Below are 25,910 nucleotides of genomic sequence, written 5' to 3'. Positions count from 1 at the left end.
CTTGAATCAAAATCCGCATAAAGTCCTTCCCGTTGGATCTGCGTATCATAGAATCTGTGTAAATCCGTGTAATTCGCCCAATCCGTGTACTGGTATGCTAGTTAACCCGGGTCCAGGTCTGCGATTTACCGATCAACGAGATGCCAACGTAGCCGCGCACATCGAGGGTGTTCGGGTTCTTCAGCGTCATTTTGCAGCTGTAAGTCTTACCATCTTCAGGATTATAAATCTTACCATCCTCCCAAACGTTACCGCTGTCGTAGCTAAAGCCCGTCATGATATTAAGGTTCTGCAAAGGCCGGCTTTTCAGGCTCGCGTCAGGGTTATTTTTATCCAGTTTGGGTTTTCCCGTAGCCGGATCGTTGGGTTCGATCAGCCAGACCAGCTTGCCAAAGTATTTGTCGCCCTGTTTATAGATCTGGATACGCCCTTTTTTCGTGCCGTTCAGCCACGTACCCAGTACGGCATCCGGATTATCGGATGACCGAAAAGCAGTGGCCATGCAGGCGACAAGAAGCAGGGGAATGATGAAGCGTGAGACGTTCATACGTTGTGATAAATGAGGTTAGAATGTGATTTAAGTTAGTAAGCAAAGATAAGTGGATTGACCTATCTTTTTATGGTTAGAGTCAGACTGTGCCCTTTCGTTTAACTTACCAGCATGAAACTAATCATACGTACATCGGTGAACTGTGCTTTGCCTACAGTTTGGGCCGGGTTCAACCGCGACCTGTTCAACCGGCTTAGTCCGCCCTTTCCGCCCGTACGCGTGCTACGCTTCGACGGCTGCCTGACCGGCGATGTAGTGTCGCTCGAACTAAACTTCATTCTGTTCAAACAGGTCTGGACCAGCGATATCATTGACCAGCAGACGATCGATGAGGAAATCTACTTTATCGATCAGGGAACGAAGCTGCCCTTTTTCCTGAAAGCCTGGCACCATAAACACCGGCTGATCCGGCAGGGCGAAGGCACCATCATTGCTGATGAGATCACGTACCTGACGCCCAACCGCCTGTTCGATTACGTCATGTATCCGTTGATGTGGGCACAATTTGCGTATCGGAAACCGATTTATCGACGTGTGTTCAATACGAAAAGGTAGCCGGGCAGAAGCTCCCGCAGGGCGGTCCGGGATGGACCTGGGCCACCACTTTTTTACCGTGTTATGAGTTTATAAGGTACTGGTGTAAACGCAATTTCCATGAATAGGCTCTCCCTGCTACTTTCTAGCGCGCTGGTCACGCTACTGGCTTGTAAACCAGCGGCTCCCGTTGTTGATCTGCCCGCCGACACGGCAACAGAACCCATCCGGGATGCCGCGTTTATTCAGCGCGAGGGGCCAAACCTTATGCTCAATAACCAGCCTGTTCTGCTACAGGGCATTGCGTTTGGTAATTGGGTCTGGGACAATACCGCCACGCCTTCGCTGCTGCACCACAACGAACAGGACTACGCCCGGCTGCAAAGCATGGGCTTGAACTGCGTTCGGTTCTACCTGAATTACAAGTACTTTGAAGACGACAACGCCCCCTACATCTATAAACAGGCTGGCTGGAACTGGCTCGATCAGAATGTGCGGTGGGCCAAACAGCATGGCATTTACCTGATTTTGAACGTGCATATTCCGCAGGGGGGCTACCAGTCGCAGGGCAACGGTGGGGCACTTTGGGACGTACCTGAAAACCAAAACCGGCTGGTGGCCCTGTGGAAAGCCATTGCTCAACGCTACCAGGACGAGCCGAGCATCGCGGGCTACGACCTGCTGAACGAACCTGTGGTGACCCGCTCCATCGACCAATGGCAAACGCTGGCGCAGCGGCTCGTAGGCACCATCCGCACCGTTGACCGGCGGCACCTGGTTGTGGTCGAACGGCTCAATGCGGTGGGCACCGAGTGGAAAGACGTCAATGGCGAGCGGAACCTGTTTCTGGTAAAGGATGATAACGTCATGTACCAGTTCCATATGTATGATCCCTTCGAGTTTACCCACCAGACGTTTGCGTGGGCCGGTCGCCCCGCCGACGAGGTGCAGCGGTATCCCGACCCCACCAAAATCAGTATGCCCTCCGATGCCGCCTGGTACACCGCCACGTTTGCCAATCCGAGCTTACCCGCAGGTACGTGGGGCTGGGCCTATTTCGAGGGCGTGAAATACAAGGCCGACGACCCGAAGCTGACGATTGGCGGGGCGGTTTGCGCGGCGGCGCGGCTGGGGGCGGGCCGCGCTTTCTTCGATGACCTGGTGCTGAACGAGTACGATGCCAATGGCCGGTTAGTGCGGGCTATTGCGCAGCTTTCGATGGACAGCCCCGACGGATGGTACTTCTGGAGCAAGGCTAACACGGGGACGCTGACGCTTACAAACGCGGGCCGGACAGACAAAGCCCTGACCATCAGCGGCACCACCGACGATGCCAATACGGGCAATTTTACCACCAAATTTACCGTGCAGCCCGGCTACAGTTACCAGATCAACGGCTGGATGCGCGGCGAGAACATACCGGCTAGCGCGGGCGTGCAACTCCGCATCGATTTTGAAACCAGCAGCCAGCCGATTGTGGCGCGGGGGAAAGCACAGTTGCGTCAGGCCATGCAGTTCTACGCCGACTGGGGCCGCAAAAACAATGTACCCATTTACTTGGGTGAATATGGGGCAGGTGTCCCCTGTTTCCGCGATGGGCGGGGCGGTCTGCAATGGGTCGAAGACATGATCGACCTGAACCGGGAGCTAGGTTTTCACAGTACCTACCACGTCTATCACGAAGATAATTTTGGCCTTTTCTACGGCTACAACGCCCTGCCCGACCCCGCCAATGCCAACACTCCCCTGATGGACCTCTTCAGGCGAAAGCTGGGTCGGTGAGCACACGGCTGGGCCGCAGAAACACCCGTCCTGCTCTGGCTCAGCCCCTGTTCTCGACCGGAAGACTATATGGCTGTTCTGGACAACCCCCAACGCCCTACCCGATTACGTGATATATCCGTTGATGTGGATACGATCTGCCTACCGAAAACCCATCTATCGCCGTGTTTTTGGCCAGTAAAAAAAGAATTTGGCAATAATGTAGGTTGCCTGTTGCTGTTTCCTAACTTGAAGGCTCAATCTAAACATAACCTCACTCCTTAACTTCCATGGAACCAACGCCTTATTCGTCGACCACGCCTGTGCTGCGTGAGAAAGCATCCGCGATTATTCGTTTCGTTGCCCTATTTATTGATTCCATTGTAGCCTACGTTCCGATGATCGTACTAGGCATCGTGTCGTCAAAACTGGCAACGTTAGGCTACCTCGCTGCTTTAGCCTATTTGCTTACCCGCGATTCGCTGCCATTCCTGAATGGCCAAAGCGTCGGTAAGAAACTGATGGGTATAAAGGTGATCAGAGAAGATACTGGTGCTGGCATCATGGGCGATTATGGAACGGGCGTGGTACGGGCTATTCCGCAGATGATTCCGCTGCTGAACCTGGTTGATGCACTGGTTATTTTCCGTGATTCCACAAAGCGATTTGGCGATGAATGGGCCAAAACCATCGTTGTTAAAGCTTAGTATACGCTCTGTTTGCTACAATAGCCCCTGCCGGCAGCGGTGGGGGCTGTTTTTTTGCCTTTCCTGTACGAATTCAACCGCTCTCAGCCAAGGCAGCAACAGGTACGTTCATGTAGGCTATATTTGGCTGACCGTCGCAGTTGCGGCTGTTCACCAACGGAAACGCATATGGCTATTCTGGAAACCCGCCACATTACGAAACAATACGCCCAGCACCGGGCGCTCGACGACGTCAGCCTGACTATACCCAAAGGCAGCATTTTTGGCTTACTTGGCCCCAATGGAGCTGGTAAAACGTCGCTTATCCGCATTATCAATCAGATTACCGGCCCCGATGCCGGGGAGGTCTTTTTTGAAGGAAAGCCACTTGGCCCTGAACACATTCGCCGGATCGGGTATCTGCCCGAAGAACGGGGCCTGTACAAGAAGATGAAGGTGGGCGAGCAACTGCTTTATCTGGCTCAGCTGAAGGGGCTCAATGAAAAAGAGGCGATGGACAAGCTCAAGATCTGGTTCGAGAAATTCGAGATCAAAACCTGGTGGAGCAAGAACGTCGAAGACCTCTCGAAAGGCATGCAGCAGAAGGTTCAGTTTGTGGCGACAGTGCTGCACCAGCCCGATCTGCTGATTCTCGACGAACCGTTTTCGGGCTTCGACCCCATCAACGCCAACCTCATCCGCGACGAGATTCTGGAACTGCGGCAGAAAGGCACCACGATCATTTTCTCGACCCACCGGATGGAAACCGTTGAGGAGTTGTGCGACCATATTGCCCTGATTCACCGCTCGAAAAAGATCCTCGATGGGCCGAAACTAGCCATCAAAGAGCAATTCAAAACGCACACCTACCGCGTGGAGTACCAGGGCGATCTGAGTCAGCTACCTGCTGCCTTCACCCTTACTGATGCTGGTGTCAGCGAAGACGGGTTCAGCCGTGCCGACATTAAAATTCCGGCCGATGCCGCCGTCAACGACTTGATCCGCCTGCTGATCGACCGCGTCTCGGTTCGTCAGTTTGGCGAGAACCTTCCCAGTATGAACGACATCTTTATCAAAGCCATTGGTTCCGCCGCCTTATGAACACTATACTGATTATCATCAAACGCGAGTATCTGGTGCGCGTCCGGAAAAAGTCGTTTATCGTCATGACCATCCTGGCGCCGTTGCTGCTGGCTGCCTTTTACGGGGCTATTGGCTGGGCGGCTGTTGGCTCAATCTCTCAGAAAAAAGTGGCGGTTGTTGACCAGAACGGTCAGTTTACCAACAAACTGAAGGGTGATGATGAAACGACGTTCATTTACACGACCGATTCACCCGAGACGGCTAAAAAACAGTTGGTATCAAAAAAGTACGACGCCCTGGCTATTATTCCGAAAGACGTGATCGAGCAGCCGAAAACGGTGCAGATCTTCTCGAATAAAAGCGTGAGTTTAACCCTGCAAAACAATATCGAATCTGCCATTGCCAAAGAGATTGAAACGATCAAGCTGAGCCGGTCAGGCATTACGCAGCAGGTGATTAAAGAAGCCAAAACAAAAGTGTCGGCTAAGACGATTAACCTGAGTGACGAAGGCGAAAAAAGCACGAACTCGATCATTACCACGATCATTGGTGGCCTTTGCGGTTTCCTGATTTATTTGTCTGTTTTCATCTACGGGGCGCAGGTAATGCGCGGCGTGCTGGAAGAGAAGACAAACCGAATCATCGAAGTCATCATTTCGTCGGTAAAGCCCTTTCAACTGATGATGGGGAAAATCGTTGGCGTTGGCCTTGTTGGCCTGACCCAGTTTTTGCTCTGGATTTTATTGACGGCGGGCGTCGTATCGGCCGGATCGGCCATTTTCGGGGCAAAATATGCCAAAGACGCAGCTAAAGCGCGATCGATGCAGATGAACGCTATGCCCGGACAGGGTGATGTGCAGAAGAAGATGGAAGATTCAAAAAATCCGATGGCTGAGTTAAGTGCTGCCGCTAAAACACTGAACATTCCACTGATCGCTGGTTGCTTCCTGTTCTACTTCCTGGGTGGTTATCTGCTCTACAGTTCGCTATTCGGCGCTATTGGCGCGGCCGTCGACAGCGAAACGGAAACGCAGCAGTTCATGCTGCCGATCACCATCCCTATTATCGCCTCCATCGCATTGGCTCAATTTATTATTCGCGACCCCGACGGACCACTTGCTTTCTGGATGTCGATGGTACCACTAACGTCTCCGATTATCATGATGGTGCGTATTCCGTTTGGCGTACCAGCCTGGGAAATTGCACTGAGTATGACCCTACTGGTAGGTGGTTTCATTGGCACTACCTGGCTGGCCGCCCGCATCTACCGCGTGGGCATTCTGATGTACGGCAAGAAACCGACCTACAAGGAACTGTCGAAGTGGATTTTTTATAAAGCATAAAACGGGAGGGAGGAAAGGAGGAAAGGGAGGAAAGGGAGGAAAGGGGGCTTCGCTAGGGGCACAAACTTGTATAAAGCGAAGCTCCCCTTCCTTCCTTCCTTCCTCCCTTCCTCCTTTCCTCCCCATAATTATTATGTGGCAGGAAACAGACAATAAGCTTGTTCGGCACTTTACCTTTGCCGACTTCACGGAGGCGTTTGCCTTTATGACCCGCGTGGCCTTGATCGCCGAAAAGATGGATCACCACCCGTTCTGGACCAACGTCTATAACAAGGTGACCATCGAACTCACGACCCACGACGCGGGCAACACCGTGACCGAAAAAGACCGCACGCTGGCAGCAGCGATCAGTTCAATGAGTGGAATGGCGAAAGAGTGAATGAGCGAAAGACTGAAAGAGCGTTTATGCAGATGCTAATTGCTGGCATAAGCACTCTTTCGCTCATTCACTCTTTCGCCATTCCACTCTTCTACCCCTATGAAACTTTACCTCGTTCCGACGCCCATTGGTAACCTTGATGACATTACGCTTCGGGCGGTAAAGGTGCTGCAAAGCGTTGATGGGATTCTGGCCGAAGACACCCGCACGTCGGGGTTTTTGCTGAAGCACCTGCACATCAGCAAGCCGCTGCACAGTTACCACATCTTCAACGAACACGGTACGATTCAGAAGGTTATTGCGCAGCTGAAAGCGGGGAAAACGCTGGCACTGGTGTCTGATGCGGGCACGCCGGCGGTGTCGGACCCTGGCTTTATGCTGGTGCGCGCGTGCATTGAAGCGGATATTCCGGTAGAGTGTTTGCCCGGTGCCACGGCGTTCGTTCCGGCGCTGGTCAATTCGGGGTTGCCCACCGACCGGTTTACGTTTGAAGGTTTTTTGCCGAACAAAAAAGGGAAACAAACGCGCATGCAGGCCCTGGCCGACGAAACCCGGACCATGATCTTCTACGAATCGCCGCACCGGCTGCTGAAAACGCTGGAGCAACTGGCTGAGGTGTTTGGCGCTGACCGCCCCGCCAGTGTGTCGCGCGAGTTGACCAAGCTCTTTGAAGAAACGGTGCGGGGTACGTTAGCCGACATTCAGGCGTATTTTGCGGCGAAACCCATCAAAGGCGAAATCGTGTTGTGCGTAGGAGGCAAACCGGAACCAGCCGAACCGAAACGGAATAAAAAAGGCGATGACTATTATAAACAACGGGCAACCGACGAGGACGACGAAACAGATGACGACGATGAATAGCCTACTTAAATTCAGGTACGTCCTGAACGCTTTATTCATCGTTCATTGTGCCTTGTTTAGTAGCCTCTCTTCCGTTGGGCAGCAGTTATCGCCCGCTGCCCGCGTGAGCCTGATCACGTATGGTCCCGGTCAGGAAGATATTTCGTCGGTGTTTGGGCATACCGAAATCCGTATCAACGACCCGATGACGGGGATCGACCGGAATTACAGCTACGGTGGGTTCGACTACGCTGCTGATTACTTCGTCATCAAGTTTCTGCGGGGTACGTTGCCCTATCATATTTCGTCGCACAACCTGTTCCAGGTAGCCTACTATTACCAGCAATACAATCGGAGTATTCGCGAGCAGGTATTGAACATGTCGGGGCCGCAAAAACAGCGGCTGTATCAGGCGCTGGAAACCAACCTGCTGCCGCAAAATCGCGAATACAGCTACCGGTTCTATTACGATAACTGTTCGACGCGTCCCCGCGACATGATCACGACGGCGATGGGCGATAGCCTGGTCTGGTCGCCGCAGGTGAAGCAACCCACCAAATCGTACCGCGACTGGATGAACGATTACCTGGGCGCTAAACCCTGGGAGCGATTGGGGATGAATCTGGCCATTGGCCGGCCGGCCGATAAAGTAACGACCGGCTGGGAGGCGATGTATTTGCCCAACAACGTGTTCGATCAGCTCACCAAAGCGCAGGTACGTGCTCCGAATGGTCAGCTGACGCCCCTGGTTACCCAGACGCAAACGATTTTTGCCGGACAGCAGCTTTTCAAAAGCACCCTGCCGATTGTCGTCTATCCCGATTTCGTGTTTCTGGTACTGCTCGTGCTCGTGGCTTTCCTGACGTGGCGGCACTGGAACGCCGGCAGTCGTACCGGCTTCTGGCTCGATCGGCTGCTATTTGGTTTTGCGGGCGCTTGGGGCTGGTTCCTGTTCCTGCTCTGGTTCGCCACCGACCACGGCGTAACGACCTGGAACCCTACACTGCTCTGGCTGATGCCATTGCATATCCCCGGCGTTTTCTGGGCCACGTCATCGAAGAGACAATCCTTTGAGACGAATACCTATTTCCGGGTCACTGCCCTGTTGTTGTTCATCTCGCTCTTCGTGCTGAACGCTCCCGGTTTTGCCGACACACTCTTCGTAGGTACGTTGCTCGTGCGGGCACTCTTCCGCTCATGGGTAAAAACCGAACGGGTTAATTTGACTACAGATGTAGTTACAGTGTAACGTATTGCTTCGCGCTATACGCCCTTCGACAAGCTCAAGGTGATAACTCATTCAAGCAGGTGCATGATGAACTTGGGTAAGAACGTCACCCTGAGCTTGTCGAAGGGCGTATAGCGCGAAGCATTTTAGTATCCTAAAGTGGATAAACTGATTTATGACTTTTTCACCAAATTTTCGCGCCAGGCTTAACGCGATTGCGCGCGAAGCAGGTACGTTCCTGCTGGTCGAACGCCACAAATTCAGCCTCGATGCTATTGAATATAAAGGCCTGAACGACCTGGTCTCGTACGTCGACAAGGAATGCGAGAAGATGCTGGTGCCCAAGTTGCACGCGCTGCTTCCCGAAGCCGGTTTCATCACCGAAGAAGGCACCACCGATCAGGCTGACAAGACTGGCCTGAACTGGATCATTGACCCGCTCGACGGAACGACCAACTTTATTCACGGACTACCCATTTTCGCCGTGAGCATCGGCCTGGCGCAGGGAAATCGCCCAATTGCCGGCGTAGTCTATGACCCGAACCGCGACGAATGCTTTTCAGCCGTTGAAGGACTGGGCGCGTGGCTCAGTGTTGGTGGCGGTGACGAGCAACCCATGCGTGTCTCAGGCGCACAAAAGCTCGCCGATGGCCTGATTGCGACGGGTTTCCCGTATTATCGCTTTGAGCAGATGCAGCCGTATTTGCAGATACTGGAGCAACTAATGCAACGTACCCACGGCCTGCGCCGCATGGGCTCGGCGGCGATTGATCTGGCCTACGTGGCCGCTGGCCGATTTGAAGCGTTTTTTGAGTACAACCTCAAATCGTGGGATATGGCGGCGGGCATGTGCCTCGTACGCGAAGCAGGCGGCATCGTCACCGACTTTGAAGGGGGCGACACTACCCTGTTCGGCGGCGACGTCGTAGCCGGTTGCGCCGTTCAACCCGAACTGCTTGGCATTATTGGCGAGTATTGGGGTAAATCGGAGTAGGTACGTTGCTAGCAACAAAACGGGTGCTGTAGCCGAACACATGGTTCAGGTACAGCACCCGTTTGGGTGGGGTGTGATTGTATTTCGCGTATTGCTGACGCGTGTAAGACGCAAGTATGCGTCTCTACATGTTATTACATTATTTCAGGATCGGCTCGAGGGCTTCGCGGTTGGCGTCTAGCCAGGCGTGGATGTCGGAGACGATTTCGCGCATGCCTTTTTCGGGTTTCCAGCCGGTGAGGGCCGTTACCTTGGTGTTATCGGTGATGTAGAGGCGGATGTCGGCGGCGCGGTTTTCGGCTACTTCGCGGATCGGGATAGTTTTGCCCGTTATTTCCTGACAGATTTTGGTCAACTCCTGTAATGAGGCGCTGCTTTCGTTACCGCCACCCGCGTTCAGAATCTCGCCGTTCACCACGTCGAGGTTGTGGAGCTGGAAATCGATGAGGCGGTAAAGATCGTCGACGTGCAGCATGTCGCGGGTTTGTTTGCCGGTGCCGCCGTAGCCGATATAGGCCAGTTGCTGCTCGAAATAGTGCTTGGCAATCCACAGCACCATCACGCCCTGATCGATCTTGCCCATCTGCCACGGACCGGTAATGACGCCACAACGGTTAATTACGGTTTTCAGGCCGTAGAACTCGTTGTACTCCTGAATCAACAGTTCCGAGGCCAGTTTGGTAGTGCCGTAGAGCGACCGGGCACCGTCGAGCGGGAAATTCTCGGCAATGCCGTTGCTCGACACGCCCGGAATGGGCTGATCGTCAGTGAGTTCAAAGCGGGTTTCGCCTTCTTTGAAGTTCAGCGTTTCCAGCGCCTTGATCGGGTAAATCCGGCTGGTCGAGAGAAAGATGAAGGCAGCTTTGTGTTTCAGCGCGTAGTTGAGGCAGTTGACCGTTCCGAATAGGTTCGTGTTGATCAGGTAGTCCGGCGTACCATCCAGGCCAGCCAGTACCGATGGTTCGGCCGAGGCTTCGATCACCGTATCAACGGCGGGGAGCGCGTCGAAATCCTCCTTACTCCGAATGTCGCCATGCACAAACTCAACACCTGCCTGTTTCAGCCGCGAAATGTTCAGTTCCGAACCCCGGCGTTTCAGGTTATCCAGGCAATAGATGGTATAATCGGGGTAGTTCTTCTTAAGGGCGATGGCCAGCGCTGACCCAACGAATCCGGCCCCGCCGGTAATGAGAAGTTTCATTAGTTAACGATGTGTGTGTAGAGACGCAAAATATTGCGTCTCACCGCCGGTAGGTGCTGTAGATACAGCATTGCTGACGCCAGTGAGACGCAAAATATTGCGTCTCTACGATGGAATGCGTTTGAGAGAAATGTTTTCGATTGGACGGATGACGAGCGGTACCTTCTCGACTTTCACCGAGCTGCTGTCGAGGCCGAACCAGCGGTCTTCGGGCGTGGTGAACGCTTTGATCGAGAAGTAGGCGTTCATAATGATCCGCTCGAAGGTCGACAGATCGTTTTCGTACGACAGGAATTTTTCGAGCACAACAAACCGGAAGTCGCCAATGACGTTCTGCCGGTTCAGCGATTCGTACCGGCTCGTGATGTCCACTTCTTTGTGCCGCACCATGTCTTCGATCACCTTTCGCAGAAACAGGTTGATCCGCTGCTCGACCCGGAAACCGAGCTTGAACGTAATTTTGTAGGCATCGTCGGGCGCAATGGTGTTCACCTTGTATTCCATCGTGTACGGATCATCGGTGGTGTCGACGTGCACAAACCAGTAGATGTCAGCGCGTTTGGGGCGTTTCTGGAAGATCGAATAGATCACTTTCGATTCAATCTCCGACTGCCGGGCCGCATTGCTCATAAACACCAGATGCGTAGCGTATTTCGGGATACTGATGTCGCGGCTAAGTTCTTTCAGTGATTGCAGGTAGTGGTCGATACGCACGTATTCGGTCAACCGCAGCTTGATCTGGAAGGCTTGCAGCCAGATATACATCACGCCCGCGATGGTAGCCCCAATCATCAGCGATACGTACCCACCATGCGGGAACTTGATGAGGTTGGCGACCAGGAATGAGCCTTCAATGGCCAGATAAACCGTCAGGAACAGCACAACGCCCCAGGCCTGGTACTTCTTGCTGTAGAGGTAATAGGCCATCAGCATAGTGGTCATCAGCATGGTCAGGGTGATGGCCAGGCCGTAGGCCGCTTCCATGTTGCTCGACTCACGGAAATAGAGCACGATGCCCACGCAGCCCATCCACAGCAGGAGGTTAATGCTGGGTACGTAAAGCTGACCTTTCTGAGCCGACGGATAACGCAGCCGCACTTTAGGCCAGAAGTTCAGGCGGATAGCTTCGCTGATCAGCGTGAATGAGCCGCTGATCAGCGCCTGTGAGGCAATGACGGTGGCCGCTGTGGCAATGATGATCCCGATCGTCAGGAAACCCGCTGGCATCAACTGATAAAAAGGAATCCGGTTGTTGAGGTTTTCACCGGCGTGATGAAGCAGCCAGACACCCTGTCCGAAATAGTTGAGCAACAGACAGGTTTTAACAAAGACCCAGCTTACCCGAATGTTCTTCCGCCCACAATGGCCCATATCCGAGTACAACGCTTCGGCCCCGGTAGTACAAAGGAAAACCGACCCTAATAACCAGAAACCACCCGGATAGTCGACCAGCAGTTCGTAGGCGTAGTATGGATTGAGTGATGCGAAAATGGTTGGGTCATGGGCAATGCTCATGATGCCCAGAATACCCAGCATACCGAACCAGACCAGCATGACCGGCCCAAAAGCGGTGCCGACTACACTGGTACCGAAGGCCTGAATCAGAAACAGGACGGTTAGAATGCCCACGACAATGGTAACAATCTCCGTTTCGGTAATGACCGGGTAGAGTTGCCGGATTCCTTCCACAGCTGAAGTGACCGAAATAGGCGGCGTAATGATCCCGTCGGCCAGCAGGGCTGATCCACCAATGATGGCGGGTAACGTAAGCCAGCGCGCATGACGGCGAACCAGGGCGTAGAGCGCAAAAATTCCTCCCTCACCCCGGTTGTCGGCCCGGAGAATCAGGATTACGTACTTGACGGTGGTCTGGAGGGTTAACGTCCAGAAGATGCAAGAGAGGGCTCCCCGGACAACATCGGCGTTGATGACACTGGTCGGGCCAACAATAGCGCGGAGTGTATAGAGCGGCGACGTACCAATGTCGCCGTAAATGATACCGAAAGCCACCAATAAGCCGGCGGCGGTAACGGTATCCAGGTGTTTTTTGTCTTCCATAGAAGCAGATAAGCACTGTCGGTGGCTGACAGTGGCTGAAGCGCGCGCAAAGATAACAGGCCAGTACACAGAATGTTCTTTCTGAACCCTTTGAAACGCGCACCTGGCTAAATTGCGGGGCGACAAGTCACGGAAACGGCTATTTTTACGGCGATTTAGCTCCAACTGCTTTGCGTCTGACGCCGTTGGTGCTATCCTCGCGATGCCTATTGCTAGTCTGTTTATTGTGAATCGCTGATATACTGACTGGTTCTCTGCCCACCGCCATGCTCTTTAATTCGCTTCAGTTTCTTCTGTTCTTTACAGCCGTAACGCTAACCTACTACAGCCTGCCGAAAGGAAACGGGCGCTGGTCGTTGCTGCTGATTGCGTCCTGCTATTTCTACGCGGTTTTCCAGCCGACCTACATTTTTATCCTGTTCCTGACCATCGTGATCGACTATATCGCGGGTATCTGGCTGGAAAAAACGCCGGTTGGGTCCAGGCGTAAATGGCTGTTGATCCTATCGTTGATCTCGAACGTTGGCATTCTGGCGTTCTTTAAATACCTCGGTTTCTTTACCGAAAATGTCGCCTGGCTGTTCGATCACCTACACTTACCGGGTCCAGCGCAAAAGGTAACGTACCTGGCCAACCGGGTCTTCGTGAAGGTGATCGAGGTGTTTGGGCAGAGCGGTATTTCGTCGTTCAAAGACAACATGAGCATCCTGCCGGTGGGGTTGTCGTTTCATACGTTTCAGGCCATGAGCTACACCATCGAAGTGTACCGGGGCAACCAGAAGGCAGAGCGGCATTTCGGCATCTACGCGCTGTATGTCATGTTCTATCCGCAACTGGTAGCGGGGCCTATTGAGCGTCCGCAGAACGTGCTGCACCAGTTCCACGCGCATTTTGCCTATAATTTCGAGAACATCAAGGCGGGGCTGATGCGCATGGCCTTCGGTTTTTTCAAGAAAGTGGTCATTGCCGATCGGCTGGTGATGATGGCTGGCCCGGCCTTTAACGATCCCGAATCACACAACGGGCTGAGCCTGCTGGTCGCCACGTTCTTTTTCACTTTCCAGATCTATTGCGACTTCTCGGGCTACTCCGACATTGCCATTGGCGCGGCGCGGGTGATGGGTTTCAACCTGATGGAGAATTTTAAAGCGCCCTACATGGCCAACTCCATCACCGAGTTCTGGCGGCGCTGGCACCTCTCGCTCTCCACCTGGTTTCGCGATTACCTCTACATTCCGCTAGGGGGCAACCGGAAAGGTGAATTTCGGCGCAACCTGAATCAGATGATCGTCTTTCTGGCTTCCGGCCTCTGGCATGGGGCCAACTGGACCTACGTGATCTGGGGCGGTCTGCACGGCGTTTACCAGGTGGCGGCTGGCCTGCGCGATAAACACTGGCCGGGGGGCGGGGGGCGTAGGGCCGAGACGCGAAACGTTGTGTTACAGGGCGTTGGCGGCCGGATCTGGCATGTCGGCAATGTACTGATCACGTTTGCGCTGGTCATGCTCACCTGGATTTTCTTCCGCGCTACCAGTGTCAGGTCCGCTTTTCTGATTCTGAAAAAGATAGGTACGTTGTCCATTTTTGAGCCGATTCAAACGCCGATGAACACCACCGAAATGTGGTTTAGTCTGGCCCTTATTGCGTTCCTGCTGGTCAAAGAAGCCACGTACCTGACCATTCCGACGCGCAGCACACCCCGCTTCTTCGGGCTGATCGGCCTCATCTGCTTCCTGACGTACCTGTTCGGGGTTTTCACCTCAAATCAGTTCATCTACTTCCAGTTTTAGCATTGTATAACGTGGACTATGCAATTTCAATGGGATAATGGAAATACACGCCATATAATTGATGGCTATCCTGAGCGAGGAAATAGTATTGCTGAGGTTGAAAGCCTGTTTACAGACCCATACTTTAGCGCGCTGCCTGGTAGAGTGGATAGCGTACCATGCCATAGGGAAAAGCAATCAACATAGATTGCTATACGTTGTTTTTCGATACGGAATGGCCTAATTCGACCAATTAGTTGCCGACCAGCCAGTCGAAAAGAAAGAGACCGTTGTGCTCAAATCAGTGGACAACAAGGTAGTGAAGCCCTCAACTCGTAAAATCCGGGCAATCAAAAATGCTCATTCAACTGCCGAGCTGGACGAGTCGGGCAATCGTTGGGCTGCAAACGAAGGCACATACCTGACATTAGCAACGATTATGGCGGCTGAAGCAGCAAAAAATGAGAAGTAGTATATTTTTCAGCTCGACAAAGAAGTAACGTACCCAACGTACCTGACCATTCCCACGCGCAATACGCCCCGTTTTTTCCTGCTCATCGGACTCATCACCTTCCTGACGTACCTGTTCGGGCAGGGCTTTCTCATAGAAAACCGGTGTTGTGGCCCGATGGGCCGGTGAAGCACCGCTTTGATTTTTAAGAGAAAGCCCTGCCTTCACCTCGAACCAGTTTATCTATTTCCAGTTTTACGGCTAACCAAAGCGGACGGCTGTTTCTGTTTGAAGAAGACATGTATAAATCAAATTATCACCTTTATCTATAGATTATATATCTGTCGACCAAAGCAATTTTTTTTGTTCGTAAAAGAGGTCAAAATACCTGTAAATGGTCAAAATACAGTGTAAAGGCCGTAGGATATGATTCAGAGAATACTATTTTCCTTATAAAAAGTAGAAATAGCAGGAGAGAGCAGGGAGGCTACGCGGCTATTGTCGATTTAATTTGGGATTAAAAACAGTATTTATTGCAAGCTCACCAGATCGGGTATCGTCGCTACCAACGACCTGCCCATCAGATCTGAGAGCGCATCAGACTACCATCTGATAGCAACGGTTCCCAACAGTTCGACAGTAGACTATGATGCACAAACCTATACGTTACTTCTTTCTGGTAATTCTGGGGGTAGCCGCTATAAGCAGTTGTTCGAAAAAGCAATTCGACGATGTCTATGCCCGGCCTGAAGGGTTAGCGCCGCCCATTTACCAGCAGCTACAAAGCAAAGGCCGTTTTACCAGTCTGCTTGCCCTCATTGACAAAAGTGGCTACCAGAAAACGCTGAGCAGCGCAGGCTACTGGACGTTGTTTGCGCCCAATGACGATGCATTCAAATCGTATTACCAGAAAAATAATCTGAACATTAGCCAGATCGATTCGGCCAAAGCGCGGGAGATTGTGCAGTACATGCTGGTCTATAACGCGTTTGCCAAAGATCGGCTCGACGATTATCAGGCAGGAACGGGGTGGGTGCCGTCGAAAGCATTTCGCCGCAGAACCGCTCAGTATACTGGTTTCTATACCGACGAAACGCAGGCCGGCTCGGCAGTCAAAGCCGTTGCTGCCAACCGGAACGGAAACGCGTATGTCAGCGCCGACAATAACAACAAGCATATTACGTACTTCACCGACGATTATTTCGGGCAGCGCGGTTTGTCGGCCTACGATTACAACTATTTCTTCCCGGATGTTACCTATTCGGGCTTCAACGTGCTGAACGCCAAAGTACTGGAGAAAGATATTTTTTCGGAGAACGGCATGATCCACGAGGTCGATAATGTGTTCACTGCCCAGCCGTCGCTCGATCAGTACCTGCGTACCAAACCGGAATACAGTGAGTTCAGGAAACTGTATGAAAAGTACATGGTGAGCTTCGTACCGAATGCCGATGCCACTACGCGGTACCAGATCTTGACCGGCAAAAGCGACCAGGTGTTCGTGAAGACGTACTCGAACCTGCTTTCGTTTTCGCCTAACAATGAGAATTACTTCAAATTGAGCGACAACGATGCCCAACAGGATTGCTGGAGCCTGTTTGTCCCGACCAATGACGTACTGCAGCCGTATATCAAGAACGTCATTCTGGAAAACTACACGTCGCTCGATGTGCTGCCGCCGCAGATCATCGCCGATTTGCTGAACGCCCATATGTGGTCGTCGGCGGTGTGGCCCAGTAAGTTTAAAGAGACGTTCAACTCGTTTTCGGAAGAAGCCCGGTTTGACCCGGCAGCCAACGTAGTCGACAAGAAGGTGTTGAGCAACGGTATGTTCTACGGCACCAACAAAGTGCAGGCTGCCAACGTGTTCTCAACCGTTTACGCCCGCGCGTACCTTGATCCGAAATACTCGATCATGACCCGGCTGCTGAATTCCGATCTGCGGCCGGTGTTGTTGAATCCTAAGATCAAGTATACGGTGTTCATGCTGAGCGATGAGGCGCTCCGGGCAGCGGGTTATGATTATGACGGCTCGAAGAACGAGTGGTACTACACCGCGCCGGGAACGACTACCCGCACGGTGGGTGAAGCCAACAGAAACCGCCTGCTGCGTATTGTGGCAACCAGCGTGATACCTACGCCCGCCGATGAGCTGAACAACCTGGCCGGTTCCGGGATCATCGATTCGTTCAACGGCGAGTTCATCAAGTACGACAATAACCAGGTGTATTCGTCGGGAACGGTGGCCAGGCCGCTGAAAATCGTTGGGTCTAAACCGTCGGTCAACGGTAAAGTGTATTACACAGACGGTATCCTGAGCTTCACCGAGCGGAACATCGGGCAAGACATTGAAGCACTGGGAACGGCCACAACCTCACCCTACAACCTGTTCTGGCAGTATCTGAAAAGTTCGGCGGCCTACAATGCGGCTACCGGCGAGATTGTGGGCACTGCCGCAGGTACGTTCTATACGGTGCTGGTGCCCGATAACGCCGCTATTCAGGCAGCGGTAAACGCCGGTCTGTTACCCGGCACGGGAACAGGAGCGGTGAAGACGCCCAACTTCGCCCCAACGCTACCCGCCGACGTAGACAAGGTGACCAACTTCATCTATTACCACATTTTCAACAAGAAAACGGTGGTGCCTAACGGTAAAGAATCGGGTAATGCCGAAACACTACTGAAAAACAACGTAGGTGACGCGGTCTTCGTCACGGTGCTGAACACCCCCGGCGCTATGCAACTGATCGACAACACGGGCCGGAAAGCGAACGTGAACGTACCCAGGAGCAATAACCTCTCGAACCGGACGGTGATTCACCTGATCGACAACTACTTAAAGGCTCAGTAAGTCGCTACTCTAGGGTAGCCGATCCAATATACTCTTGCACAGTCTACTTCTTTTAAATCGGATGAAAGCAGTTCTACAAGTACTATTCATAGTGGGTTTGTTGCTCAGTAGCCTGTACGCTGCTGCGCAAGCCCCGGCGGCAACGGGCTATTCGGTGCGCGGTAAGGTCCGTGACGCGAAAGACAGCACCGGGCTGGTTGGCGTAACGGTAGCCGAACTGGACAGAGATAACCGGATCATCAAAGGCGTCACCACCGATATCGACGGGAATTACGTTATCAGGATGACGAAGGAGAACAACTTTCTGTCGTTCTCCAGCATTGGCTACAAGACCGTTCGGGTGGCGGCCCAGGGCCGGAAGGTGGTCAGCACGTTCATGGAATCGTCGGCCAACGAGATGAACGAGGTGGTGGTTCGGGCCGCGCAAACGGATAACGGACTGCTCTCGGTATCGGAACGCAACTCGACGCTGGCCGTGGCGAAGATTGACGCCAAGGCGCTGGAAGAAATGCAGGGTACCTCGATCGACCAGATGCTGCAGGGGCGGTTGTCGGGGGTCGATATTGCGGCCAACTCAGGTGACCCCGGTGCCGGTATGCAGATTCGTATCCGGGGAACATCGTCCATCAACTCGTCGGTCGATCCGCTGATCGTGGTGGATGGAATGCCCTACGAAACGCAGATTCCGTCGGATTTCAACTTCGGAGCGGCCGATGAACTGGGCTACGCGCAACTGCTCAACATTCCGCCGTCGGACATTAAGACGATCAGCATTCTGAAAGACGCCGCCGCTACCGCGCTGTGGGGTTCGCGGGCCGCCAGTGGGGTTGTCGTTATTTCGACCAAGCGTGGTAATGTTGGTAAACCGGTGATCACCTACACGTTCAAAGGGTCGGTGTCGCAGCAGCCCAACGCCATTCCAATGCTGTCGGGCGATCAGTATTCGTCGCTGATTCCGGAAGAGTACATGAACCGGAGTGGCTTGCCGCTAAACACTCAACTCGTAAAGGAATTTCAGTACGACCCCAACGATCCGTACTGGTTCAACAACTACAGCAACAACACGAACTGGATTGACCGGATCACGCAGATCGGCAACTCGCTCGATCATAACCTGGCCATCAGCGGTGGGGGCGAGAAAGCCCGTTACTATGCGTCGCTGGGCTATTTCACGCAACAAGGAACAACCATCGGCACGGGCCTCGACCGGATCAATACCCGGATCAACCTCGATTATAACGTGTCGAACCGGATTCGTTTCCGTACAGACCTCGCCTTTACCCACTCGAGCAACGACCGGAACTACGTGAATGCAACAGCTACGCAGGATCTGCTGCGGAGTATTGCGTACACCAAAATGCCGAACATGAGTGTGAACGAGTACAACGAGTTCGGCGTGCTGACGCCCAACTATTTCTCGCCGCTCAACAACATTCAGGGGCAGTACCCGGCTACGTACAACCCGGTGGCGATGGCCAACAGCGCCAAGAATACGATCACTACCGACCGGATCATTCCCCACTTCCAGTTGCAGTATGATCTGAAACCAAACGTCTGGATGCTGGCCGTTGACGTGCAGTTCGACATCAACAACACCAAGAGCCAGTCGTTTCTGCCGCAGATCGCTACTGGTCAGCGGTATACCAGTACATCGGTGAATCAGGCGTATGACGGTGATGCCGACGTGTTTGGCGTCATCACTAAATCGTCGCTGCTGTACACGCCGCAGTTTACCAATGCCGACCACCAGTTTTCGAGCCTCTGGGTATTGAACACGGCTGATAATAAGAGTATTACGCAGCAGGCGTCTATTCCGAATACCCCATCCGATTTGCTTCAGGACGTATCGAATGCGGGTCGCCAAACGGCATCGACCATTGCGTCGTCAGTATTTGAAACCCGCACGGTGGGGCTTCTCTGGAACGTTCATTACGGTTATAAAGGCAAATATAACATTGACGTGGGTGTCCGCGGCGACGGTAACTCACGCTTTGGCCCGGCCTACCGGTATGGCGTCTTCCCATCGATTTCCGGCAAATGGACCATCTCGGATGAGCCATGGATGAAGGGATTCACCAGGTACCTCGATTTCCTGGGGCTGCGGGCGAGTTACGGGCAAACGGGTAACGCACCCCGCTACGACTACACCTTCTTCGGCACCTACACCACGCTGCCCTGGTCGTATCTGGGTTCTCCCGCCATTGTACCGTCGAGCATGGAATTGCAGAACCTGCGCTGGGAAACGCTGATCGGTCAGAACTTCGGGCTTAACCTGGTCATGTTCAAGCGCCGCATCACGCTCGACGCCGAGTTGTACAAGAACCGGACGAATAACCTGTTTTTCCGTGGTCTCCAGATTCCGTCCTACACCGGTTTCAACAACGTCGACATGAACGTGGGTACGTTGGATAACCAGGGCTGGGAATTGAATCTGGGCCTGACCCCGTACAAGACGAAGAACATCACGATCGACCTGAACCTGAACATTGCCCGGAACATCAACATCATCCGCGAAATCTCAGATCTGTACCCGCGCGAATCGGGGAACATCACCGCCAACGGTCAGTACAAATCATACATCCAGGAGAATAACCCGTTTGGCTCGTTCTACGGCTTCCGCTACAAGGGCGTGTATAAAGATGAGGCCGCAACGGTGGCCCGTGGCCGGAACGGCGAACCGATTATAACCCCCGACGGGCAGGGCGTGAAAATGCGGTTCAACTACCCCGCTACCGATTATATTTTCCAGCCGGGCGATGCCATCTACGAAGACATCAACCACGATGGCAACATCAACTACCAAGACATTGTGTACCTCGGCAACAGCAACCCGGCCTTTTCGGGTGGTTTTGGCGGCAGCATCGGCTGGCGCGACCGGCTGAAACTGACGGCCTTCTTCAACTTCCGGTCTGATTACGACATCGTAAATGGCACCCGGATGTCGACAACGGCGATGTACTCGTATGATAATCAGAGTACGGAAGTGCTGTCGAGATGGCGCAAACCGGGCGATGTGACCAACGTACCCAGAGCGTTGTATGGGGCTGGTTATAACTGGTTAGGTTCGAGCCGGTACGTTGAAGATGCGTCGTTCCTGCGCTTCAGAACGGTAACGCTGCGCTACACCTTCGCCAAGCAGGTGCTCGATAAGCTGCGCCTGAAGGCCCTGAGCGGCTACCTCACCGTCGAGAACCTCTACACCTGGAGCAACTACAAAGGGCAAAACCCCGAGGTGAGTTTGCGCGGTAACGATCCGTTCCGCATCGCGGTCGACTATTCGATGACCCCACCGGCCAAAACGGTTACCCTGGGGCTTACTGCTTCGTTTTAGGGGATTGGTTGACTGGTTGATTGGATAATTGGTTGGTTAGTTGATTAGTTAATTTGTTGATTAATAGGGTTTTATGTTTAAGGATACTTCGCGTTTTTAACCAACGAACCAACCAACCAGTCAACTAATCAACCAATCAACCACCACCCCCCACCTCATAAAGAACTGAACGACTTTGAGTAATGGTAAAGAAATTAATCTATAGCGTATCGGCCCTGTTGCTGCTGATGTTGCCAACTTCGTGCAATACGTACCTGGATCTTCGGCCGCAGGATGGTATCACGAAAGACGAGTTCTGGCGGACCAAAGAGCAGGTACAGGCGGCCCTCATGGGCTGCTACGCCGGTATGCTCAACGGTATTCCCGAAACGCTGTTTCTCTGGGGCGAGCTCCGGGCCGATATGCTCGCTTCCACGTTTGTGACCCGGCCTGAAGAGACCGACATGATCAACGTGAACCTGCTGCCCAGCAATAGCATTGCCAACTGGCGCAGCCTATATCAGGTGATCAACTATTGCAACACGGTCATCGAGTTTGCGCCCACGGTGACGGAAAGCGACAAAACCTTCACGCAGGAGTCGCTGAACAGCACACTGGCCGAAGCAAAGACCCTGCGGGCGCTGTTGTATTTTTACCTGGCCCGCACGTTCGGCGATGTACCGCTGAAACTGAACGCAACCGTTTCGGATAACCAGATAACACCTATCCCGAAAAGCACGCAGGCCGATATACTGGCCCAGATCGTGAAAGACCTGGCCGAGGCTGAACCGGCTGCCCCGCTTGCCTACGGCGATGTGGCGTCGAACAAAGGTCGGATTACCCGGTATACGGTGAATGCCCTGCAAGCCGACGTGGCCCTGTGGATGGAGAAGTACGATGTGGCGCTGGCCGCCTGCAACAAGATCACCAGCAGCGCCAAATTTGGTCTGATTCAGGGTAATGCCTTTCACAATCAGGTGTTTGTTCAGGGAAATTCAAACGAAGGGATTTTTGAGTTGCAGTATGATCGCCAGCGGATCAACGGTTTCTACGGCATGTTTGTGGCTCCGCGCCGGTTCATTGCCAACTCCTATGTGATCGACGAGGTATACACCCAGGATTTCTTCGACGACACCAAAAAAGACCTGCGCGGCGACGAGTCGGCGCTGCGGGCATCAGACGGCACGATCTGGAAATACGTGAGCCTGAACGGCACCACGCTGCGCGTTATCAACGAATCATACGCTCACTGGATCGTGTATCGCTACGCCGATGTGCTGCTGATGAAAGCCGAGGCCCTGGCCATGCTCAAACGTGGCTCCGAAGCCCTGACCATCGTGAAAACCATTCGCGACCGGGCCCAGGCGCTGGACGGCACCCTGAAAACACCCGACCCGGCCGATACCGAAGCGGTGGCCGACTACATTCTGGAAGAACGGGCCCGCGAACTGGCCTTTGAAGGAAAGCGCTGGTACGATGTGCTGCGCCACGCCAAACGGAACAGCTACAAGCGCCTGGACATCCTGCTCGATATGGTGGCCCGGAGCGTTCCGCCCGACCGCCAGCAGTCGGCTATTGCCAAATACAAGGACTACAACAGCCATTACCTGCCCATTTACCAGTACGAATTGCAGACGAATAAGCTGCTGATCCAGAACCCATTCTACAAGTAAGCCAACTGGTTTTGAACAGTACCGAACGCTTCCGATCATGAACGCCATGAAAAAAATCAGTAATTCTATACTGCTCACGCTAGGCATCCTGCTGCCGCTGGTGTACCTGATCGGGTGCCGCGAGCAGGACTTCGTGCAGACCACGACGAGCGACGTGAACATGTTCAGCTACCTGAAAACCCGGCCCGATAGCTTCTCCGAATTCACGGCGATCCTGGATAAGGCGGGTTATGAAGGGTTTCTGGATGCCTACGGGGCCTACACCATGTTTGTGCCCACCAACGCAGGCGTGAAAACGTACCTGACGGCGATCAACAAGACGGCGGCTACCCTCACGAAAGAAGAGGCGCAGGGCATCGCCAAGATCCACATCATCCGGGATACGCTGACGACCAAATCGTTTAAAGACGGGAAGTTGCCGCTGGTGACCATGTATGGCCAATACCTGCTGGGCGGCGTTTCGTTTGCCAACGGCACATCGAGCTATAGCCTGAACCGGCAGGCGCTGGTACTGGAAACAAACATCACCACCAGCAACGGCATTCTGCACGTGATCGATAACGTGCTGAAGCCGGCTACGTTAACACTGGCGGCCACGCTCGAAAAGAATACGGCCTACTCGATCTTCACCGAAGCCCTGAAGCAAACCGGTTACTACGACTCCCTGAACGTAGTTGACCCCGACCCCGACAAACGCTGGACTACCGTGCTGGCTGAATCGAATACGGCCCTGGGCAAAGCCGGGTTTACCACGTTCGACGCCTTGAAAAAACGGTATTCCAACACCGGCAATCCGCGCAACAAGGCCGACAGCCTGAACCTCTACGTGGCCTACCACCTGCTGCCCGGCGCCAAGTACCTGGCCGATATTATTACGGCTCAGTCGCACACGACCAAAGTACCGCTGGAGGTGGTGACGTCGAAGCTGGATGGGCAAACGGTGCTGATCAACGACGATGATTTCAACGGTATTCACGAGCAGGGCGTGGAGCTGGAACGGACATTGAGCGATAATGCCGCTACCAACGGGGTAATTCACAGCTCGACGGGTCATTTCGTGTCGAAAGTACGTAAGCCAACGCCGGTCTACTGGGACGTGGCCGACTTCCCGGAGATTCGCAAGCTGCCCGCTTATTACGGCAAAAAGAACTACGATTTCATCTACGGCTCGGTGAAAGACATCAACTGGGAGCGGTCGAACTTCAACCTGACCTATGCCTACACCACGGCGTCGAACTTCTCGGTCTATAAAAATGATTACCTCATGATCCCGCTGGGTGGGCCAAACCGGAGCGTGTGGGTCGATCTGAAGACGCCGATGCTGGTAAAAGGCCGCTATAAAGTATGGGTTTGTTACCGGTTCCAGAAACAGAGCGGTGGTTCGGTCAACATCTGCCAGGGCAGTGTCGACGGCGAGATGCTGCCGCGCCCGATGGCCTTTACCGATACCGCGCCGGCAGGTTCGGAAGGGGAGCTGGAAGCCCTTGGCTGGAAACTCTATAGCGACCCCGGCACCGACCGGAACCTGCCCGGTCGCCTGCTCGGCATCATCGACATCAAAACGACCGACCGGCACACGTTCCGCCTCACCAACATTTCGGGTACGCAGAATAACAACAACCTCGACATGGTGCATTTCATCCCGATCGATATGCCCCAGACGAGACCACGTTTTAACCGGAATGGCCAACTCGTTCCGTAACCTGTCCGGCCTCATTCATCCTTTCTTTTTTGCAATGAAAAAACAGTATTCACTCCTGCTGATCGGCCTGTTGGGCGTCTGTATCGCGGCCTGTAAGCAATGGGACGATCGGGTAACGCTTGCTGATAGTGCACTGACCAGAACCCTGTTCAGCGAAATCAGTGCGCAGCCCGAGCTGAGCAAGTTCAGCGATCTGCTGGTTAAGAGCGGGTATGACAAACTGATCAGTTCATCGAAGAACTACACGGTTTGGGCTCCTACCAATAAGGCACTGGAAGCGGTTGATCTGGCTTCGCTCGGCGACACCACGGCCCTGAAACTCTTTGTGGGCAACCATGTGGCCCTGCAAACGTACCCAATGCCCGCCGCTACCCAGGAAGTCAGGATTCAGATGGTGAACGGCAAGTACATTCCGTTTACGAATGGCCGTATTGGTGAGGCGACGATTACCAGCTCAAATAAATACGTAGCCAACGGGGTGCTGCACACGCTCGACAAAGCATCGGTGGTACAACCTAATCTGCTGGGGTTCATCAATGGATCGAAAGACACCTACGTGCAGAATAAGGTGCTCGGCTCGCTGTCATATCTGGTGCTGAACCCGGACAAAGCCATCGTCGATAGCATCAGTTCAACCACGGGTCGGCCGGTGTATCGGCCGGGGACGGGGATTGAGCAGAAAAATAAGTTTACCGATCTGGTCTACAACCTGGCCGACGAGTCGAAACAGTTTACGTACATTCTGCTGACGAACGATGCCTTCGCGGCGGAGGTAACCAAGCTGTCGCCCTACTTCAAAACGAGCACCGCCGACAGTACCTACAACCTGGCGAGCTATCAGGTGTTGAAAGACATGGCGGTTGAAGGCCTCTACACCGTGGATAAACTCCCCGCCGTGCTGAAATCGAAATTCGGCGTGGATGTGCCGCTCGACAAAGCGGCCCTGGTGAGTACAGTCAAGCTGAGTAATGGTGTCGCTTACGTGTTCAACAAATCGAACGTAGCGGTGCAGAGCCGGTTGCAACCCATTGTGGTTCAAGGGGAAAACTATTCGTCGCAGCTACAGAATGTAGGGTCCACGGTCATTGCCATTCGGGAGAAACTGAATCCGGTTACGAGTCAGACCTTCCGCGATCTGTCGATCATTGCCCACGGGGTAACTGGCTTCTGGGTACGTTACCGGGTGCCCGAAGTGCCTAACATGAAGTACAAAGTGTACTGGGTAGCGCTCAACGACCAGACCCGGAATTACCGGACCAACACGCTGCCGATCGTGGTCAGTCAGCGGCTGGCGATGGGGAGCCTGACTGCCACAACGTTCGCCAATGTAGCCGTGCCGAACGATACCTATACGGAGGTGCTGCTGGGCGAATACACGACCACCTCGTTCGGCACGCTCGATATGTACCTGATCGCCAACGGGACCAACAGTATGGCCCTGGATTACATCCGGCTGGTGCCTGTACTTTAAGAAATGTCATTTGTTCCGCGCCCCGG

At 53.5% G+C, this 25,910-nt stretch carries 19 protein-coding genes; 15 read left to right on the top strand and 4 right to left on the bottom strand.

Annotated features, from left to right (window positions below; translation table 11 throughout):
* Positions 1 to 97: 97 nt before the first annotated feature.
* On the bottom strand, positions 98 to 547 hold the full coding sequence (locus ACAW75_RS00730) for a DUF2147 domain-containing protein (protein ID WP_370726742.1): 450 nt from the start codon (positions 545 to 547) through the stop codon (positions 98 to 100).
* Between the two features lie 114 nt (positions 548 to 661).
* Here ACAW75_RS00730 and ACAW75_RS00725 point away from each other — a divergent pair, with 114 nt between their 5' ends.
* The 9 genes from ACAW75_RS00725 (at position 662) to ACAW75_RS00685 (ending at position 9,398) form a co-directional block, all read left to right on the top strand.
* Positions 662 to 1,105, top strand: a complete 444-nt coding sequence (locus ACAW75_RS00725) for an SRPBCC family protein (RefSeq protein ID WP_370726741.1) — start codon at positions 662 to 664, stop codon at positions 1,103 to 1,105.
* A gap of 99 nt (positions 1,106 to 1,204) precedes the next feature.
* Positions 1,205 to 2,866, top strand: a complete 1,662-nt coding sequence (locus tag ACAW75_RS00720) for a glycoside hydrolase family 5 protein (RefSeq protein ID WP_370726740.1) — start codon at positions 1,205 to 1,207, stop codon at positions 2,864 to 2,866.
* Between the two features lie 269 nt (positions 2,867 to 3,135).
* Positions 3,136 to 3,552 carry an RDD family protein gene (locus tag ACAW75_RS00715; RefSeq protein ID WP_370726739.1) on the top strand — a complete coding sequence of 139 codons (417 nt, stop codon included), beginning with the start codon at positions 3,136 to 3,138 and terminating at the stop codon, positions 3,550 to 3,552.
* Between the two features lie 168 nt (positions 3,553 to 3,720).
* Positions 3,721 to 4,632: an ABC transporter ATP-binding protein gene (locus ACAW75_RS00710; protein ID WP_370726738.1), complete on the top strand. Its 912-nt coding sequence runs from the start codon at positions 3,721 to 3,723 to the stop codon at positions 4,630 to 4,632.
* A complete protein-coding gene (locus tag ACAW75_RS00705; RefSeq protein WP_370726737.1) occupies positions 4,629 to 5,957 on the top strand; it encodes an ABC transporter permease in 1,329 nt (442 codons plus the stop codon). The genes ACAW75_RS00710 and ACAW75_RS00705 overlap by 4 nt, the downstream gene beginning before the upstream one ends.
* A 133-nt stretch (positions 5,958 to 6,090) precedes the next feature.
* Entirely contained in the window at positions 6,091 to 6,336 is a 246-nt protein-coding gene (locus tag ACAW75_RS00700) for a 4a-hydroxytetrahydrobiopterin dehydratase (protein ID WP_370726736.1), read from the top strand.
* Positions 6,337 to 6,435: 99 nt separating this feature from the next.
* Positions 6,436 to 7,197 (top strand): 16S rRNA (cytidine(1402)-2'-O)-methyltransferase, encoded by a 762-nt coding sequence (rsmI, locus tag ACAW75_RS00695; protein WP_370726735.1) that lies wholly within the window; start codon positions 6,436 to 6,438, stop codon positions 7,195 to 7,197.
* Positions 7,190 to 8,425 (top strand): lipoprotein N-acyltransferase Lnb domain-containing protein, encoded by a 1,236-nt coding sequence (locus tag ACAW75_RS00690; RefSeq protein WP_370726734.1) that lies wholly within the window; start codon positions 7,190 to 7,192, stop codon positions 8,423 to 8,425. The genes rsmI and ACAW75_RS00690 overlap by 8 nt, the downstream gene beginning before the upstream one ends.
* A 154-nt stretch (positions 8,426 to 8,579) precedes the next feature.
* Positions 8,580 to 9,398 carry an inositol monophosphatase family protein gene (locus ACAW75_RS00685; RefSeq protein WP_370726733.1) on the top strand — a complete coding sequence of 273 codons (819 nt, stop codon included), beginning with the start codon at positions 8,580 to 8,582 and terminating at the stop codon, positions 9,396 to 9,398.
* 139 nt (positions 9,399 to 9,537) lie between these two features.
* Here ACAW75_RS00685 and ACAW75_RS00680 read toward each other — a convergent pair whose 3' ends face one another.
* Both ACAW75_RS00680 and ACAW75_RS00675 read right to left on the bottom strand, forming a co-directional pair.
* Entirely contained in the window at positions 9,538 to 10,599 is a 1,062-nt protein-coding gene (locus ACAW75_RS00680) for an NAD-dependent epimerase/dehydratase family protein (protein ID WP_370726732.1), read from the bottom strand.
* Between the two features lie 105 nt (positions 10,600 to 10,704).
* A complete protein-coding gene (locus ACAW75_RS00675) occupies positions 10,705 to 12,657 on the bottom strand; it encodes a KUP/HAK/KT family potassium transporter (RefSeq protein WP_370726731.1) in 1,953 nt (650 codons plus the stop codon).
* A gap of 266 nt (positions 12,658 to 12,923) precedes the next feature.
* Here ACAW75_RS00675 and ACAW75_RS00670 point away from each other — a divergent pair, with 266 nt between their 5' ends.
* Positions 12,924 to 14,447: an MBOAT family O-acyltransferase gene (locus ACAW75_RS00670; RefSeq protein WP_370726730.1), complete on the top strand. Its 1,524-nt coding sequence runs from the start codon at positions 12,924 to 12,926 to the stop codon at positions 14,445 to 14,447.
* Positions 14,448 to 14,853: 406 nt separating this feature from the next.
* Here ACAW75_RS00670 and ACAW75_RS00665 read toward each other — a convergent pair whose 3' ends face one another.
* Entirely contained in the window at positions 14,854 to 15,105 is a 252-nt protein-coding gene (locus tag ACAW75_RS00665) for a hypothetical protein (protein WP_370726729.1), read from the bottom strand.
* 418 nt (positions 15,106 to 15,523) lie between these two features.
* On the opposite strand from ACAW75_RS00665, the gene ACAW75_RS00660 reads away from it, so the two are divergent.
* The 5 genes from ACAW75_RS00660 (at position 15,524) to ACAW75_RS00640 (ending at position 25,884) form a co-directional block, all read left to right on the top strand.
* Complete coding sequence (locus ACAW75_RS00660; protein WP_370726728.1) at positions 15,524 to 17,728, top strand: fasciclin domain-containing protein; 2,205 nt, start codon at positions 15,524 to 15,526, stop codon at positions 17,726 to 17,728.
* A 61-nt stretch (positions 17,729 to 17,789) separates the two neighbouring features.
* Positions 17,790 to 21,059, top strand: a complete 3,270-nt coding sequence (locus tag ACAW75_RS00655) for a SusC/RagA family TonB-linked outer membrane protein (RefSeq protein ID WP_370726727.1) — start codon at positions 17,790 to 17,792, stop codon at positions 21,057 to 21,059.
* A gap of 182 nt (positions 21,060 to 21,241) precedes the next feature.
* Positions 21,242 to 22,711: a RagB/SusD family nutrient uptake outer membrane protein gene (locus ACAW75_RS00650; RefSeq protein WP_370726726.1), complete on the top strand. Its 1,470-nt coding sequence runs from the start codon at positions 21,242 to 21,244 to the stop codon at positions 22,709 to 22,711.
* Between the two features lie 37 nt (positions 22,712 to 22,748).
* Positions 22,749 to 24,413: a fasciclin domain-containing protein gene (locus ACAW75_RS00645; protein ID WP_370726725.1), complete on the top strand. Its 1,665-nt coding sequence runs from the start codon at positions 22,749 to 22,751 to the stop codon at positions 24,411 to 24,413.
* Between the two features lie 34 nt (positions 24,414 to 24,447).
* Positions 24,448 to 25,884: a fasciclin domain-containing protein gene (locus tag ACAW75_RS00640; RefSeq protein ID WP_370726724.1), complete on the top strand. Its 1,437-nt coding sequence runs from the start codon at positions 24,448 to 24,450 to the stop codon at positions 25,882 to 25,884.
* The last annotated feature ends 26 nt before the right edge of the window (positions 25,885 to 25,910 follow it).

Source organism: Fibrella arboris (assembly GCF_041321095.1).
GTDB lineage: Bacteria > Bacteroidota > Bacteroidia > Cytophagales > Spirosomataceae > Fibrella > Fibrella arboris.
Note: the sequence above shows the minus strand (reverse complement) of the source record. Positions and strands in the feature narration are given on the sequence as shown.